The following is a 16,118-nucleotide window of genomic DNA, read 5'->3' as shown; positions in this document are numbered from 1 at the left end:
AGTCCTGGCAGCTTCTGGATGGGAGTCTGTTGTAGATGGGTACCTGAGGCGGAAGGCTTACTTGTTCCCGCCGCCACCACCGCCGCCGCCGCCGCCACCACCGCCGCCACCACCGCCGCCGCCACCACCATTACCTCCGCCGCCGCCGCCGCCGTTACCGCCGCCATTGCCGCCGGCGTTACCGCCACCGCCGCTACCGCCGCCTTTGCCGCCACCGCTGCCCGCGCCGGTACCACCGCCTTTGCCCGCCGCGTTGCCGCCTTTTGCGTTGCTGGCGGTGCTGCCCGTGGTTTTGCCGGCGCGATCGGCTTTCGCGACGCTTTCAGCTTTGGCTGACTTGTTGTCAGATTTCTTGCCGGCCTTGTCGGTCTTGGAGGCGCTCACGATGGAGCCCAGCTTGACGCCCATGCTTTGGGCGATCTTTCCCCAGCCCATGCCCTGGCTTCTCATCCCCAGGATGCCGGCCATGGTGATGGGTCCGTTGGCCGTCGTGATCACGCCGCCATTCAGCGCGGCCGCAAGTTGCGCGGGGGTGGGGTTGGTGATGCCCTCTTTGGCCAGGGCAGTCTGGGCCAATGAAAGCGCAATGTTGATATTGCCGTAGCCCATCTTGCTGGTCGAGGGAGAAAAGCTCGCAGGCGGCGCACCGGTGGTGGACTCCAGGGTGATGCTGGAGCTGGTACGAAGCCCGTTGACCAGAGACCGGGCATTTTTGTCGGAACCGGCAAAGGAGCTGTAGCTGCTGGCCAACTTGTCGCCAGCCGCGCTGGTGGTCGTTGTTGCTGTGGTTGTTACGGTAGCGGTTTGCGCCCCGACCAGCCCGCCGGCCAACAGAACGAAGCTGGCGGCGCCCAACGCCACGATGGTTTTTTTGATCAACATTGGCATGACCTCACTTGAATAAACGGAGCTGCGAACTGCAGTTCTTCAGAATTCCGATCTTAGAGGCGCAATCCATGCCGACGGGTAGTCCGACAGCGCTGTTTCACATTGACACCTTTGACCGGAAAAGTAACATGTCGGTCGCTCAGGATGCAGCGCTCCAGGGTGCAGCACCGCAGCGCCATGGCGCGCGCTCGCACTATCTCATGCGCGTTCTATCAATTTGATTTGTACAGGGACATGTACAAGGACAAGGACAAGGACAAGGCAAACGACCCGTTTGCCCGGCGCCCGATGAGTTCAACGCAGGGACGGCCGCACGCGGGCGTGCACGGCTGCTTGCGGCGCTGCAGCGCCCATGTGAAGTTTCAGCCGGTTACAAGAATCTATTCAAGCCAGATCAGACCAGATCGGACACCCTAGATCCCAAGCAGTTTTTTGGCGCTGTCCAGGGCTTTCAATGAGTCGTCGTGCTTGCCTTCCTTGTGAAGCTTCTCACCCTGGGCGCGCAACTCCTTGACCTTGCCCATGTCTGCCGCCGACAGGGTGGGGTTGGTGGCAAGTTTGGCGTCAATCGCCTTCATCTCGTTCGGGCAGTGATAGGCAAAAGCCAGAGAAGAAGTCGCCAGGGTTAAGGCCGCAATGATGAATTTCATCCGGATCTCCCGCTTGCGTCAGAAAATGCTGACGGTTGATGCTAGCAAATACAGGCGCGGCGCAAAAGTGTTGTCGCCCGCAGGGTCAAGCCCATGTCCGGCCTCCCTGTAAATGTCTGCAGGGGGCGCGCCGGCAAAAAAGCGGGCGCGGGCACCCTCTAAAATCCAAGGTTTGTTACAGCGTTTGCAATTGCATGGCGATGCCAGACGGTCCTTGCGCTGTTCCGCCACCAACCTCCTGCAACCGGTAAGCCCCATGTCCCTTGAAGTTATTGAAGCCCAGACCGGCGACAACCCGGTCGCCACCATTGTCATCATGCACGGCCTGGGGGCCGACGGTCGCGACTTTGTGCCCATTGCCGAGCAACTGGACTTGTCGAGCGTGGGCCCGGTGCGCTTTCTCTTTCCCAGTGCACCTGTCATGCCCGTCACCATCAATGGCGGCTATGTCATGCCAGCCTGGTACGACCTCCTGGGCGTCGATCTGGTCAAACGCGAGGACGAGGCCGGGCTGCGCCAGTCACAGGCTTCCATTGAGGCGCTGCTTGCGCATGAAAAGTCGCGCGGCACGCCGTCCCACCGCATCGTGGTGGCCGGATTTTCGCAGGGCTGCGCCATGGCCCTCATGACGGGCTTGCGGCACGGCGAACGGCTGGCCGGCATTGCGGGCCTGTCCGGCTACCTGCCACTGGCGGACAAGACCGCTGCCGAGCGCAGCGCCGCCAACCGGGACGTTCCGATCTTCCTGGCGCATGGCTCGCGCGACGGCGTGGTCATGCTGCCGCGTGCCACGGCCTCGCGCGACGCGCTGCTGGCGCTGGGTTACCCGGTCGAGTGGCACGAGTACCCGATGGAGCATTCAGTCTGCCCCGAGGAAGTTGTTGATCTGGAGCGCTGGCTGCGGCGCGTGCTGGCCTGATTCACGATTGAAAACGGCTGCAGCCTTTGTTTTGCGGTCCTTGCTTGATGCGCGCAGGCAGCCAGGCAGCTATGAGGCTATTGATTTATAGCGAGCCCCGCTCGCGTCCTGCGCGGCGCTCAGGCCGCCTGCGCGATGCCGCTTGGCGGGCGCACCCGCCAGAGCAGGAACAACGCAATGCCCAGGTTCAGCAGGTTCCACGCGATGCCGTTGAGGAAGGCCGCCTGGTAGGAACCGGTCAGGTCAAACACCTTGCCCGACATCCAGCCGCCCAACGCCATGCCGAACATGGTTGCCATGATCACCGTTCCCACCCGCGCGCCAGCCTCGGCCGGCACAAAGTATTCACGCACGATGATGGCGTAAGACGGCACGATGCCTCCCTGGAACAGCCCGAACAGCGCGGCGATGAGGTACAGCGACACCAGCCCGTTGAACGGCAAAAACATCAGCAACGCAATGCCCTGCAGGGCCGAGCCCAGCAGCAGCGTGCGCAAGCCGCCGATGCGGTCGCAGATGACGCCCGAGACCAGCCGGCTCACCACCCCGCAGGCCAGCATCAGCGAGAGCATTTCGGCGCCCCGCGCGGCGCCGTAACCCAGGTCGGTGCAGTAAGAGACGATGTGCACCTGCGGCATGGCCATGGCCACACAGCACGCCACGCCGGCAATGCACAGCAGCGCCTGCGCCTTGCCGGGCGGCAGGCCAAAGGGCAGGCTGCTGGGGCTGGCCGCGAAGTTGCGGTTGATCGGCGCGGCCACGGCCATCGGCGGGCGCTTGCGCATCAGCAGCGCCAGCCCCGCCATGGTGATCACGCTGAAGAGCCCCAGACCCAGGTAGGTGTGGCGCCAGCCCACGGTTTCCACGAAATGCTGCACGACAGGCGGCCAGATCGCGCCGCCGACGTAGTTGCCGCTGGCGCATACCGCCACCGCAATGCCGCGCCGCCGTACAAACCACAGGGACGTGTCGGCCAGCAGGGGCGCGAAGGTGGCCGAACTGCCCAACAGGCCGATCAGGAAACCATGCGCCAGCGTGAACATCCAGATGTTGCAGGCCATCGCCGCGGCGGCGTAACCCAGGCCCAACCCTACCGCCCCTATCAGCAGCGGCACCATCACGCCGAATCGGTCAGCCAGCCGCCCCATCAGCACGCCGCCCAGGCCAAACCCGATCATCAGCAGGGTGTAGGGCAGGGAGGCGTCGGCGCGCGCCACGCCAAAATCGGCCTGCACGGCCGGCAACACCACCGGCACCACGTACATGCCGCTGGCGCCCACCGTCATGAGCGCCAGCGTGATCATCAGGCGCCCCACGGCGTAGCGTGAATCAGCCAGGGCAGAGGGGTCGTGCGATGCAGGCAGGGGGGTCATCCGGAGAAGCGTTGAGTCAGCCCGGCCGTACAGACCCGGTCGGGTCGGCGTGCGGCCTGTCAGGTGATGTTAACGCCGTCAAAAATTTCTGAGCGATGAGCGATGACCGATGGATGGTGGGCGATGGGCATGGTTGGCCATGAAATGAGCGCAAAAGACACTGCTCTATAGTGGCGATGGTTTGGTCTTTTCATAGCCCGCGGGCGTCTTGCCATCGGCCATCTGCCTGCCGATCTCCTGGTCGCGGATCAGGAACAGGCGTTCCAGATCCTGCAGCGCCTCCTGCTCCGAAAGAGGCATGGGCGGTGGGGCTGCCGCGGTTACGGGAGCCGCCGCCGGTGCTGGTGCTGGCGCTACCGCCGGTGCTGCTGGTGTTGCCGCCGGTGCAATTGCGGCCGCTGGGGTCGCCGGCTTTGTCGGTTCCTGCCAATAAGCCTTCTGGGGCAGGGCGGTGTGCGGGCAGCTGGCGTCCACGTCGAGTTGCCACGAAACGCCATGCAGCCAGTCGAAGGCGCGCGGCTCAAAGCGGGCAATGTCGGCAAGCAGGGTGTTCTGCAGGGCGAAGGCGTGGGTCGCCAGCCGATCGTCCCAGTGCCTCATGATCAGGCGCACGTACATGCCGGTGCCGCGGCTACGGCTGGCTACCATCAGCAGCTGGGACTCAACCCAGCCGAGCGGTATGCCGTGCCTGCGCAGCACGTCGCGCAACAGGACTTGCACGAGCTGGCTGCGGGTGGCGTTTTCCGAACTATCGTCCTGACTCAGGGGCATCGCGCGGCTCACGGGGGCTGAATTCGGGACCGGCTTGGCTGCAGTTCGGCCGCCTAACAGCATGCGCATCAGTTTTTTCATTCTTCTTACAGGCTCTCAAACGTCGCTTTGTCTTTGACTTTTTTGCGGGGAAAGCCCGGCGAAGCGAGCTTGGGAGGATGGGTCGAAGGGCTTTGCAGCAAAGCGCCTGCGTTTCATGGCATGATTTTTATCGTCGCCGAGCTGCCCGGACAAGTCAAGCGAGTTAGCGCGGCGCTGTGGTGGGACGTGGTTTGGCCCACACACTGAAAATTATAAAGTAGCCATTTGTGATTAAAAACGTCGTTCATGGACCAAGTTGCGCCATTTTGCTGGCGGCCCCCTGCAGAGTCCGGAAAACCGTGCTGGCAAGCAGCATTTCGCCAGCGCAAAGCGCGGGCCTGTGATAACTTCCACGCCACGACACGGACCTGAGGGAATGACACCATGAACAAGCTGCAGGCGCCCGCGGGCACGCTTTTGCAGGAGCGCCTGAAAGCGCTCACCCCTGCCCGGCTGAAAGGCATGCGCCGCGGCATCGAAAAGGAAAGCCTGCGCGCCCAGCCCGGAGGCGGCCTGGCGCTCACGCCGCATCCGGCCGCCCTCGGCTCGGCGCTGACACATCCCAGCATCACCACCGACTTCAGCGAGTCGCAGATCGAACTGGTGACGGGGGCACATCAAGACGCGGAAGCCACACTGGAAGAACTCACGCAGATCCACCAGTTCACCTACCGCGTGATGCAGGACCTCGGCGATGAAATGCTCTGGGTCTCCAGCATGCCCTGCGGTCTGCCGACCGACGAGACCATTCCGATTGCCCGCTTCGGCTCGTCCAATGTCGGGCGCGCCAAGAGCGTCTACCGCATGGGCCTGTCCCACCGCTATGGCCGGCGCATGCAAACCATCTCAGGCATTCACTACAACTGGTCGCTGCCCGAGGTCACCAGCGAGCAGTACTTTGCGCTGATCCGCAATTTCCGGCGCCACGCCTTTTTGCTGCTTTACCTGTTTGGTGCATCGCCCGCCGTGTGTTCGAGTTTTGTGGCCGGGCGCCAGCACGAGCTGCAAAAGCTGGCCGATCACACCATGTATATGCCGCACGGCACCTCGCTGCGCATGGGGCGCCTGGGCTACCAGAGCGACGCCCAGGCCTCGCTGGCCGTGAGCTACAACAGCCTCGAGGGCTACGGCGCGTCCTTGCAGGATGCGCTTACCCGGCCCTATCCGGCCTATGAGGCGGTCGGCATCCGCAACCCGGGCGGCGACTACAACCAGCTGGCCACCACGCTGCTGCAGATCGAAAACGAGTTCTACGGCACCATCCGCCCCAAGCGCGTGATCTTCCCCGGCGAGCGCCCGCTGCATGCGCTGCGTGAGCGTGGCGTTGAATACATTGAAGTGCGCCTGATGGACCTCGATCCGTTTGTTCCCGTGGGCATCACGGCGCAGACCATGCGGTTTCTGGATGTGTTTTTGCTGCACTGCCTGATCACTGACAGCCCGCCCGACACCCCTGCGGAAATTGCCGCGCTGGCGCGCAACCAGCACCGCACAGCCGCGCGCGGCCGCGAGCCCGGCCTGCTGCTGGAGCGGGACGGCCGCGAGGTGACGCTGGCGGAGTGGGGCGCCGCAGTGGTCGCCGAATGCGCACCGATTGCCGAGGCGCTCGATGCCCTCCATGCGGGCACGCCGGGCGGTGCGCAGTACAGCGAGGCGCTGGCCGCGGCAAGCGCCGCCTTGCGCGAGCCCGACACCCTGCCATCGGCCCGCGTGCTGGCTGCCATGGCCAAAGACTATGACAACTCCTTTGTCAGGTTTGCCCGGGCCCAATCCGAAAAAGCCCAGACCATCCTGCGAAGCCTGCCCCTGGCCGAAGCGCAGCATGCCCGCTTCACCGAGCTGACCCGGCAATCCATTGCCGAGCAAAAGCAGATCGAAGCCTCGGACAGCATGCCCTTTGAGGTGTACCGCCAGCAATATGTGTCGGCGGAGCGCTTGGGCATACCGGGTATGCCGGATGCGCCGGATATGGCGGGCCGCGCAGCGCTCGCCATCTGATCAGACCGGTGGACTCACGTCCCCCAGCTTGCGCAAGGCCTCTTCGGCCTGTTCGCACCAGTAGTCGACAGCGTTGTCGTAGCTCCCCCACACGCAGCCGCTGCAGCCGCGGCCGCAGCAGGTGGTGGGTTCGGGCGGCGGTGCGCGCAGCGTGATGCCGGCGGCGCGGGCGCGCTGCTGCAATGCGCCAATGGCGGCCGGTACGGCAGCGCGGTCGCCCGGCTCGCCGGACGGGATCTGCGCCTCCATGGCTAGGACTGGTTTGGCCCAGCCAGGCGCCGGCGGGCATACAGGCCTATGAACGCCACACCCAGCACCAGCGCGAACCAGCCCACCAGCGAAGAACTGGCCACGATGCCCTGCATGCCGGGCGAGGTGATGAAGTAGGGCGAGATCAGCACGGCCAGGCCGATGACGACGCAAAGCAAGCCCCGGATCAACAGCTCGTTATTGGCCTTGGTCCGGGTCTGGTTGTTGCTGGGTTTTTGGGTTGGGGCGTTGGGCAGGGGCATGGAGGGTGGGGAAAAAGGTGAGGGGGTGAAGGGATGCGGCAGGCGGAGCAGCTTGCGTCGGTTTGTTCAACCAGCTTTCCCCTGATTTTGCTCCATCGCCCGGCCACGGCACGCATAGGGTTTCCTGCGCCAGCGGTAGCAGGGCCTGAACAGGTGACAATTCGGTCATCGTGCGCAGCGGGTCCGGCTTGATGGAAATGTCGAGCCTGATCCAGCCCCGCCCCGAACCAAGAAAGAATATTCCGATGGCCATCCAGTGGTTTCCCGGTCACATGCATTTGACCAAAAAAGCGATTCAGGAGCGCATCAAGGAGATTGATGTCGTGATCGAGCTGCTCGACGCGCGCCTGCCCGGCTCCAGCGCCAACCCCATGCTCGCCGAGCTCACCAGCGCCAAACCCGCGCTCAAGGTGCTCAACAAGCAGGACCTGGCCGACCCGGCGCGCACCGCGCTCTGGCTGGCGCATTACAACAGCCTGCCGGCCACGCAGGCGATTGCGCTGGATGCGAGTGAAACCACGCCCGCCCGCCGCCTGATTGACGCCTGCCACGCGCTGGCGCCCACGCGCGGCAGCATGGTCAAGCCCATGCGTGTGCTGATCTGCGGCATTCCCAACGTCGGGAAGTCCACGCTGATCAATACCCTCACCGGCAAGCGCGCCACCAAAACCGGCGATGAGGCCGGCATCACCAAGCTGGAGCAGCGCATCGTCCTGGCCGATGGTTTTTACCTGTACGACACGCCCGGCATGCTGTGGCCCCGCATCATCGTGGCCAAAAGCGGCTACAACCTCGCCGCCAGCGGCGCCATTGGCCGCAACGCGTTCAATGAGGAAGAAGTGGCGCTGGAACTGCTCGACTACCTGATCAGGGACTACCCCGGCCTGCTGGCGGCGCGCTACAAGGTGGAAGTCCCGGCAGGCATCGCCGATGAGCAGCTGCTGGAGGAAATTGGCCGCAAGCGCGGCGCGGTGCTGTCAAAGGGGCGCGTCAACCTGCAGAAGGCGGCGGAAATCGTGATCCATGAGTTCCGCGCGGCCACGCTGGGCCGCATCACGCTGGAGACGCCCGAAGAGTTCGCCGAATGGCTGGCCGCCGGGCAACTGATGGATGCCGAAAGGCAATTGAAAAAGGACAAGATCGAAACCGATCGCCTGATCCGCTTCAAGAAGATTCCACGGCCGCAGAAACCACGGACGCCGCGCGTGCCGGACGCTTCCGACCCCTCCGAAACCGACTGAAGGAAGGGCCACCGACCCGCCCATGCCATTCCTGTTTTTCCTGCGCGACAACGCCCGCTGGCTGGGCGGCGGCTTCCTGCTTTTTTTCTTTTCCTCGTTCGGCCAGACTTTCCTGATTTCGCTGTCGGCCGGTGACATCCGCCGCGAGTACGCGCTCTCCCACGGCGGGTTCGGCTCGCTCTACATGGCAGCCACGCTGGCCAGCGCGCTCACCTTGCCGCGCCTGGGGCATCTGGCCGACCACCACAGCGCGAAAAAACTCGCGCTGCTGGTGCTGCCCATGCTGGCGCTGGCGGCCGCCGTCATGGCGCTGTCGCGCCACATCGTGACCCTGTTCATGGCCATTTACCTGCTGCGCCTGCTGGGCCAGGGCATGATGTCCCACCTCGCGTTCACCTCCATGGCGCGCTGGTTTTCCGCGCAGCGGGGCCGGGCCATCTCGCTCGGCACGCTGGGCCTGAACACCGGCGAGGCGGTGTTGCCGCTGGTGTTTGTGGCGCTGGCCGCGTCGGTGGGCTGGCGCAACACCTGGTGGCTGGCCGCCGGCGCCTTGCTGCTGTTGGCGGCGCCCCTCATCGCCGCGCTGGTTTCAGTCGAGCGCGCCGCGCAGGCCTCCGACCCCGTGGCCCGCGTGGCAACGGCGCGCGACTGGAGCCGGGCCGAAGTGCTGCGCGACCCGTTTTTTTATGCCGTGATGCTGGCCATGGTGCCGCCGGCCTTTATTGGCAACACCATCTTTTTTCACCAGGTCTACCTGGTCGAGCTGCGCGGCTGGTCGCTCACGGCGTTTGCGTCTTCCTTCACGCTGTATGCGCTGATGACGATCGCCTTCACGCTGATCTCGGGCCAACTGATTGACCGCGTGGGAGGCCTGAGGCTGTTGCCCTTTTACCTGTTGCCGCTGGGACTGGCGCTGTTGCTGCTGGGGTCTGTGCCAGCGGCCTGGAGCATGTTTGCCTTCATGGCGCTGTACGGGGTGTCCAACGGTTTTTCACTCTCGCTGTATGGCTCGCTGTGGCCGGAGCTTTATGGCCTGCGGTACTTGGGCGCCATTCGCGCCGTGATCCTCTCCGTGCTGGTGTTTGCCTCGGCCACGGGCCCGGGGCTGGCGGGGCTGCTGATTGACGCGGGTGTCAGCTACCCGGCGCTGATCGTCACGTTGGGAGCCTACTGCCTCGTCATCTCGGGGGTGATGCTGCGGGTGACACGCCGCCTCAAGGTCAGGGCCCTGGCCGCCGCGCCGCCTGATCAGGTTCAAGAGGTTCCCGCGGCCTGACAAGCCTGAAGCGTTGCAAGCAGGCTGGGCGGCTGCTACCTCAATACCGCCCGCCATCTGCAAGTTGATTAGTGGGCCGCGCTGCCATAGCGGACAGGAAAGTCAGCTGATCCGGGCCAGAAAATGCTTCAACGGCGAGAGAAGGGGGCCTACGCCATTGAATAACTCAGCAATTTTCAAATCCCAAATCCGCTACCTCCCGGCAACGCATTTGCTGAACCGCAGCGATGCACCTATAGTGGCTTTTCACCATTTTCGCGCCCGCACACCACCCTGGTAGATGCGAGGCCGCCATTCAGGGGCATTCTTTGATGACTGAAACCCAATCCACTCAGGTCAACCCGTCACGCTTCGGCAGCGGACAGTCCGTTCGCCGCCTGGAAGACGATGCGCTGCTGGCCGGCGCCGGCCAGTACACGGACGACGTGACCCTGCCGGGCCAGACCCAACTCGTCTTTGTGCGCTCACCCTATCCACACGCCCGCATCGTGTCGTTGGACACCACGGCAGCGCTGGCCATGCCAGGCGTGCTGCAGGTGGTCACCGGGGCTGATCTGGTGGCTGCCGGGGTCAAGCCGATTCCCGGTGCCAGCGGCTTTACGCGCGCCGACGGCTCGCCCTGCGCCGCGCCGCCACGGCGTGCGCTGGCCCACGAGCGCGTGCGCTTTGTTGGCGAGGCGGTGGCCGCCGTGGTGGCGCTGACACTGCAGCAGGCTCGCGACGCGGCGGAAGCCATAACCATCGACTATGAAGAGAGCTGCCCATGGCCGTGGACATGAACGACGCCATGGCTCCCGGCGCCCCCGTGCTTTGCCCCGAAGCACCCGATAACATCGCCGCCGAAACACGCTACGGCAGTGCCGAAGCCACCGCCGCAGCCTTCGCCAGCGCCCGCCACGTGGTGGCGCTGGACCTGGTCAATCAGCGGCTGTCTCCGCTGAGCCTGGAGCCGCGCTCGGTGCTGGCCGCTGTTGACACCGCGTCCCAGCGCCTGACCATCCGCATGAGCACCCAAATGCCTTCCGGCGTGCGCGACTCGGTGTGCGACGCGTTGGGCATGGCGAAGGAGCAGCTGCGCGTGGTGGTGGGCGATGTGGGGGGCGGTTTTGGCATGAAAACGGGGGCCTACCCGGAAGACGTTGCCGTGGCCTTTTGCGCCCGGGCGCTGCAGCGCCCGGTGAAGTGGGTGGCCGACCGCAGTGAAGAATTTGTCTCGAGCACGCACGGCCGTGACCTGCAAAGCCACGCCGAACTGGCGCTGGACGAACACGGCAAGATACTGGGCCTGCGCCTGGCCTCGCAGGCCAATGTGGGCGCGTATGCCACCGGCGCGGGCGTGGTCATCCAGTTGATGATCGGCCCCTGGGTGCAGACCAGTGTGTATGACATCCAGACCATCGACTTTCATTTCAGGGCCGTGCTGACCAACACCGCGCCCACCAGCGCCTACCGGGGCGCGGGCCGCCCTGAAGCCATCTTCACGATGGAGCGGCTGATGGACGAAGCCGCCCGGCAGACCGGCATCGACCGGATCGAGCTGCGCCGCCGCAACTTTATCCAGCCCACGCAAATGCCCTACAAAAACCCCATGGGCCAGACCTACGACACGGGCCGCTTCGAGTCGGTGATGGACCAGGCGCTGGTGCTGGCCGACTGGCAAGGCTTCGAGGCGCGGGCCACCGGCTCAAAGCAGCGCGGTCTGTTGCGCGGCCTGGGCATCGCGACCTTCCTGGAGTGGACCGGCGGCAATGCGCTGGAAGAACGCGTGACCGTGGAGATCAAATCTTCCACCCCCGGCGCCGACGGCATCATCGAAGTCTTCTCGGCCGTCAACGCCATGGGGCAGGGCATCGCCACCACGCTGGCGCAACTGGTGGTTGATGCGTTTGGCGTGCCGATGGACAAGGTCCGCATCGTGCTGGGCGATACCGACCGCGGCAATGGTTTTGGCAGCGCTGGTTCGCGCTCGCTGTTCACCGGCGGCTCGGCTGTACGCATAGGCGCCGAGCGCACCATCGACAAAGCCCGGCAACTGGCGGCCCGGGAGTTTGAGGCGGCCGAGCAGGACATCACGTACGCCGACGGCAGCTTCAAGGTGGCGGGCACCGACCTGAGCATCGATTTGTTTACGCTCGCGGCGCGCCAGAGTGACCAGCGCATCTTCATGGACTCGACCACCGCCGTGGCCGGACCCTCCTGGCCCAATGGCTGCCACATCTGCGAGGTCGAGGTCGACCCGCAGACCGGCCATGTGGCGGTGGTGGCCTATGCGTCCGTCAACGACGTGGGCCGCGTCGTCAACCCGATGATCGTGCGCGGCCAGCTCGACGGCGGAGCCGTGCAGGGCATAGGCCAGGCGCTGTGCGAGCACCTGGTGTATGACCGTGAAACCGGCCAGCCCCTGACGGGCAGCCTGATGGACTACGCCGCCCCGCGCGCAGACAACGCGCCCGACTTCAAAACCGAAATGGACCCCTCCACTCCTTGCCTGAACAACCCGCTGGGCGTCAAAGGCGTGGGCGAGCTGGGCACCATAGGCGCCGGGCCCACGGTGGTCAATGCCGTGGCCGACGCGCTGGCACGCAGCGGCATGGCGGCGCAGGCCCGTCAGTTGCAGATGCCGCTGTCACCATCCCGGCTCTGGCATTTGATGCAGGGCTGAGGTTCATCAATTCCTCCGGCTTTACGAAGGCAGGCGGCTTTCATCGCCGGCATCCGGCTCGGCGCAGCGCTTCAGGATTTCCGCGCGCGCGGCGTCGCGCAACCGGATCGACGCTGACCAGTCGTCACCATCGGGTTGAATCGGGGCACTGACCAGCACGCTGATCGGTACGCGGCGGGGGAACCACTGGCCGGCACGCAGCACGGAGCGCGTGCCGCGGATCGTCACCGGCACCACGGGCACGCCGGCCTGCGCTGCCGCAGAGAACGCGCCCGCATGGAACGGCAACAAGCCTGGCACACGCCTGAACGTTCCTTCCGGGAAAAACAACATGGCGGTTTCGTCGCAAACGCTGCGCGTCACCCGCGCGACGTCCTGCGCCCCGCGCTGCGCGTCGTCGCGGTCTACAAACATGGCGCCGAGGCCTTGCAAGTAGACCCGTGAGATGAACTGTTTCTGCAGTTCGAGCTTGGCGATAAAGCGGACATGGCGCGGCAGTGCGGCGACCAGGGTTATGCCATCCAGGTAGCTCGCATGGTTCGCCACCACCACACAGCTTGCCTCGCGCGGCAGATTCGCCAGCCCCTCGGCCGCAAACGAGAGCCCGGACAAACGCAGGAACAGCCGGGCTGCATGGTGACTCAGGGCCCAGCTCCAGGACGGCTTGGGCAGCACGGCGGTCAGCGCCCACGTGATGGGCGCAAGCAGCCAGAACAGCAGCCAGACATAGCCAGCGTAGGCTATCTCCGCTGCGACGCGCCCGGCACGCCGCAGTTGCGGCAGTATCGCCTGCCAGGCAAAGCGCGCGATCTGTTGCCATGGCGCCGGCTGCGTGGCCGAAGCGCCTCCGGTCTCGTACAACTCGCGGCTGGCCGCGCGACGAATCTTGCCGCTGGAGGTCTTCAAGACCGTGTGCGGCGGCACCAGGACCACGTCGTCCGGCGGCGCACCGAGCACGCCGACCGCGGCGCTGTTGATCTGGCGGCGCAGCTGCGCCAGCGCCTCGGGCGGCAGGCCACGGGTTTCCGCCATGACAACGACCCGCTCGCTGCGTGTCCTGGGGTCCGGGCTGCCGAACACGGCGACACAGCCCTTGCGGACAGAGGGAATCGCGCCGACGGCCTCCTCCAGGTCGTACGGGTAGACCTGATGGCCGCCCCGAATGATCACGTCCTTGGCCCGCCCGGTGATGTAGACGTCGCCTTGTGCCATGTAGGCGTAGTCGCCCGAGTCCAGCCACTCGCCATCAAACAGCCGGCGCGTCTCTTTCGGGTTGCGGAAGTAGCCGCTGGTGGTCGACGGACCCTTGAACAGCAGACGCCCCTCCTGGCGTTCCGCCACCTCACATCCCGTCGCGTCGACCAGGCGGACCTCATGGCCCGGCAGCGGCCGTCCGCACGCCACGACCAGCCGCACGTCAGACGTGCTGCTCGCCGCGGGCAGTGCGCGGCCCGAGTGCGAGAACGCTTGCGTATCGATGCGGTCGACCAGCAGACCCCGTCCCTGCGGCGGGAAGGTCAGGCCCAGCGTTGCCTCCGCCAGTCCATACACCGGCGCCAGCGCTTGCGGCCGCAGCCCGTAGCGGGCGAAGCGTTGCTGAAACTCCTGCATGGTCGTCGCGCTGACCGGCTCGGCGCCGTTGAACGCAAAGCGCCAGCTGGACAGGTCGAGCCCCTCCAGCGCGGCCTCGTCGAGCTTGCGCAGGCACAGCTCGTAGCCGAAGTTGGGCCCGCCGGACAGCGTGCCGCGGTGCCGGTGCACGGCCCACAGCCAGCGCTCCGGTCGCGCGAGAAACGTCAGCGGCGACATCACCACCAGCGGGTACGCATAGTACAGGCTGCCCAGCCAAGCCCCGATCAGCCCCATGTCGTGGTACAGCGGCAGCCACGAGACGAAGACGTCTTCGGAGCTGACTTGCAGGGCCTGCCCCATGGCCCGCAGGTTGGCCAGCAGGTTGGCGTGCGTCAGGACCACCCCCTTGGGACTGCTGGTACTGCCGGAGGTGTACTGCAGCAGGGCGATATCGTTGGCATGGGCGGTGACGCGTTCCAGGGAGGCGGTGGACGCGGACAGTTCTTCCACCGTGCAGACCATGCGCAGCGACGGCACCTGGGACTTGAGCAGCGTCGCCAGCACCTTGGCCCGCGGCACAGTGATCAGCGCCGTGGCGAGCGCATTGGTGAGGATGCCGACGTGACGCTGCAGGTGCTCCTCGATCTGCGCCGCCCGCGCTGGCGGGTAGATTGGTACCGGAATGCCGCCGGCCAGCAGAATGCCGGCGAAGCTGAAGAAGTACTCGCGGCCGGTCGGCAGCATGAGCGCCACCGGTTGACCCGGCTGAAAGCCGCGATCCAGCAGCCCCGCAGCGACGCCAGCGGCGCCCTGCTGCAAGTCGGCGTAGCTCAGGCGCGTCGGTGCGTCGCTGTCGCCGTTGTCGATCGCAATGTGCTCGCGCTGCGGATGAGTCCGCACGTGCCAGTCGAGCACCTCCTGCAGGGTCGCAGCCGCGTGCGGCACTTGCGAGACGCGTTCGGGCACCGCAAGCCGCCGTGCCTGCTGCACTGGCGCCTGGGGTGAACCCCGTGCGGCAAGCAGCGCACGCAGCAAGTCTCGTGGCGCTTCGGCCGTGCTCAGCATATGCTCCGGCGGGCGTACGCCGAACGCGCGTTCGAGGCGCATCAACAACTCCACGCGCGCCAGGCTGTCCAGGCCAAGGTCTTCCTCCAGCGCACTGTCCAGCGTCACCGGGTCCGTGTCCTTGCGGCCCGGGTGGAGTTCGGTCAAGACTTCCCGCACGATCCGCAACACAGCCTCGTCGGACACTGCGCGGGAAGGCGAGTCTACGTTCATGGGCTGATTACCCTTGCTGCATGGGGCCCTCGTGTTGAGGCGCCATCAAGCTTCTTTCCGTCCGCGAGACCATTCTTTGCCGATCTCGACGGTCCCGGCGAGAAAGAACAGGATGACGGCTTCGAAGCAGGGCATGTCCCCGGTCGGGCACGCGAATGAATCAGCGCACGCCCGGAACCGGGATCTGGGCCGGGGGAATAACATTGTAGGCTTGCGGGCTCCGCAATAGGGCTTTCGTGGAACTCATCTGGTACCCCTGAAGACGTTGCGGGTTTAGCAGAAATCTGACCTCGGTTTGCCTTGATCACCGTTCAGGACGGCCTAAGAGCCACCCCTTTCAAGGTCTTGCTCCAGAGACAGCGGTAATCTTCTGCTCCACATAGAAATTGTGGAGAGAAATGGATGTTGGAAGCAGTACTTGCCCGGTTCGAACAACAGGGCAGCCTGATGGACTACGCCGCCCCGCGCGCTGACAATGCGCCCGACTTCAAAACCGAACTGGACCCCTCCACTCCCTGCCTGAACAACCCGCTGGGCGTCAAAGGCGTGGGCGAGCTGGGCACCATAGGCGCCGGGCCCACGGTGGTCAATGCCGTGGCTGATGCGCTGGCACGCGGCGGCATGGCGGCGCAGGCCCGTCAGTTGCAGATGCCGGTTTCACCATCCCGGCTCTGGCATTTGATGCAAGCCAATTGATTGGCGGCCGGCGTTGTGCAGGCGCCAAAACAGGTCTGCTGATCAATTCCTGAGCACTATGTTGCAAGCCAATACTGGTGCGGTGTTGCGGGGTTGTTAGTGACCTTATCCACAGGGTGGCCCACAGAAGCTGGGGGCAATTCCGTTGCTATCTCGCATCGCATTGGAAATGAAATAAGGCTGCCCCCAAAAAAAACCGGA

Annotated in this window: 12 protein-coding genes and 1 pseudogene; 6 read left to right on the top strand and 7 right to left on the bottom strand. The window is 65.2% G+C overall.

All coding sequences use genetic code 11. The annotated features are described in order from the left end of the window. Positions 1-57: 57 nt before the first annotated feature. Together AC1DS5_RS17955 and AC1DS5_RS17950 are read right to left on the bottom strand one after the other, a co-directional pair. The gene (locus AC1DS5_RS17955) at positions 58-882 is read right to left on the bottom strand and encodes a hypothetical protein (RefSeq protein ID WP_477719609.1); all 825 of its coding nucleotides are present in this window, start codon (positions 880-882) and stop codon (positions 58-60) included. 419 nt (positions 883-1,301) lie between these two features. Then, positions 1,302-1,538 (bottom strand): hypothetical protein, encoded by a 237-nt coding sequence (locus AC1DS5_RS17950; protein WP_477719608.1) that lies wholly within the window; start codon positions 1,536-1,538, stop codon positions 1,302-1,304. Between the two features lie 256 nt (positions 1,539-1,794). Between AC1DS5_RS17950 and AC1DS5_RS17945 the strand changes: the two genes are divergently transcribed. After that, positions 1,795-2,457 (top strand): alpha/beta hydrolase, encoded by a 663-nt coding sequence (locus AC1DS5_RS17945; RefSeq protein ID WP_477719607.1) that lies wholly within the window; start codon positions 1,795-1,797, stop codon positions 2,455-2,457. A gap of 119 nt (positions 2,458-2,576) precedes the next feature. Here AC1DS5_RS17945 and AC1DS5_RS17940 read toward each other — a convergent pair whose 3' ends face one another. Next, the gene (locus AC1DS5_RS17940) at positions 2,577-3,830 is read right to left on the bottom strand and encodes an MFS transporter (protein WP_477719606.1); all 1,254 of its coding nucleotides are present in this window, start codon (positions 3,828-3,830) and stop codon (positions 2,577-2,579) included. A 165-nt stretch (positions 3,831-3,995) separates the two neighbouring features. Further along, a complete protein-coding gene (locus AC1DS5_RS17935; RefSeq protein WP_477719605.1) occupies positions 3,996-4,670 on the bottom strand; it encodes a hypothetical protein in 675 nt (224 codons plus the stop codon). A 396-nt stretch (positions 4,671-5,066) separates the two neighbouring features. Between AC1DS5_RS17935 and gshA the strand changes: the two genes are divergently transcribed. Beyond that, positions 5,067-6,680, top strand: a complete 1,614-nt coding sequence (gene gshA / locus AC1DS5_RS17930) for a glutamate--cysteine ligase (protein WP_477719604.1) — start codon at positions 5,067-5,069, stop codon at positions 6,678-6,680. Here gshA and AC1DS5_RS17925 read toward each other — a convergent pair whose 3' ends face one another. Both AC1DS5_RS17925 and AC1DS5_RS17920 read right to left on the bottom strand, forming a co-directional pair. Continuing rightward, entirely contained in the window at positions 6,681-6,929 is a 249-nt protein-coding gene (locus tag AC1DS5_RS17925; RefSeq protein ID WP_477719603.1) for an oxidoreductase-like domain-containing protein, read from the bottom strand. 2 nt (positions 6,930-6,931) lie between these two features. Next, positions 6,932-7,192: a hypothetical protein gene (locus AC1DS5_RS17920; protein ID WP_477719602.1), complete on the bottom strand. Its 261-nt coding sequence runs from the start codon at positions 7,190-7,192 to the stop codon at positions 6,932-6,934. Positions 7,193-7,437: 245 nt separating this feature from the next. Here AC1DS5_RS17920 and ylqF point away from each other — a divergent pair, with 245 nt between their 5' ends. From ylqF to AC1DS5_RS17905, 3 genes and pseudogenes are all read left to right on the top strand, one after another. Continuing rightward, positions 7,438-8,433, top strand: coding sequence for a ribosome biogenesis GTPase YlqF (ylqF, locus tag AC1DS5_RS17915; protein WP_477719601.1), 996 nt, complete (start codon positions 7,438-7,440; stop codon positions 8,431-8,433). 22 nt (positions 8,434-8,455) lie between these two features. Next, the gene (locus tag AC1DS5_RS17910) at positions 8,456-9,709 is read left to right on the top strand and encodes an MFS transporter (protein WP_477719600.1); all 1,254 of its coding nucleotides are present in this window, start codon (positions 8,456-8,458) and stop codon (positions 9,707-9,709) included. A gap of 311 nt (positions 9,710-10,020) precedes the next feature. Further along, positions 10,021-12,371 (top strand): annotated as a pseudogene (locus AC1DS5_RS17905) (xanthine dehydrogenase family protein molybdopterin-binding subunit). 21 nt (positions 12,372-12,392) lie between these two features. Here the strand turns inward: AC1DS5_RS17905 and AC1DS5_RS17900 are convergent. Continuing rightward, on the bottom strand, positions 12,393-15,221 hold the full coding sequence (locus tag AC1DS5_RS17900) for an AMP-binding protein (protein ID WP_477719599.1): 2,829 nt from the start codon (positions 15,219-15,221) through the stop codon (positions 12,393-12,395). A 402-nt stretch (positions 15,222-15,623) separates the two neighbouring features. Here AC1DS5_RS17900 and AC1DS5_RS17895 point away from each other — a divergent pair, with 402 nt between their 5' ends. Further along, a complete protein-coding gene (locus tag AC1DS5_RS17895) occupies positions 15,624-15,917 on the top strand; it encodes a hypothetical protein (RefSeq protein WP_477719598.1) in 294 nt (97 codons plus the stop codon). The last annotated feature ends 201 nt before the right edge of the window (positions 15,918-16,118 follow it).

The organism is Polaromonas sp. P4_H1 (genome assembly GCF_056400945.1).
The sequence above is the reverse complement of the archived record's forward strand: the minus strand, read 5'-3'. Positions and strand labels throughout refer to the sequence as shown.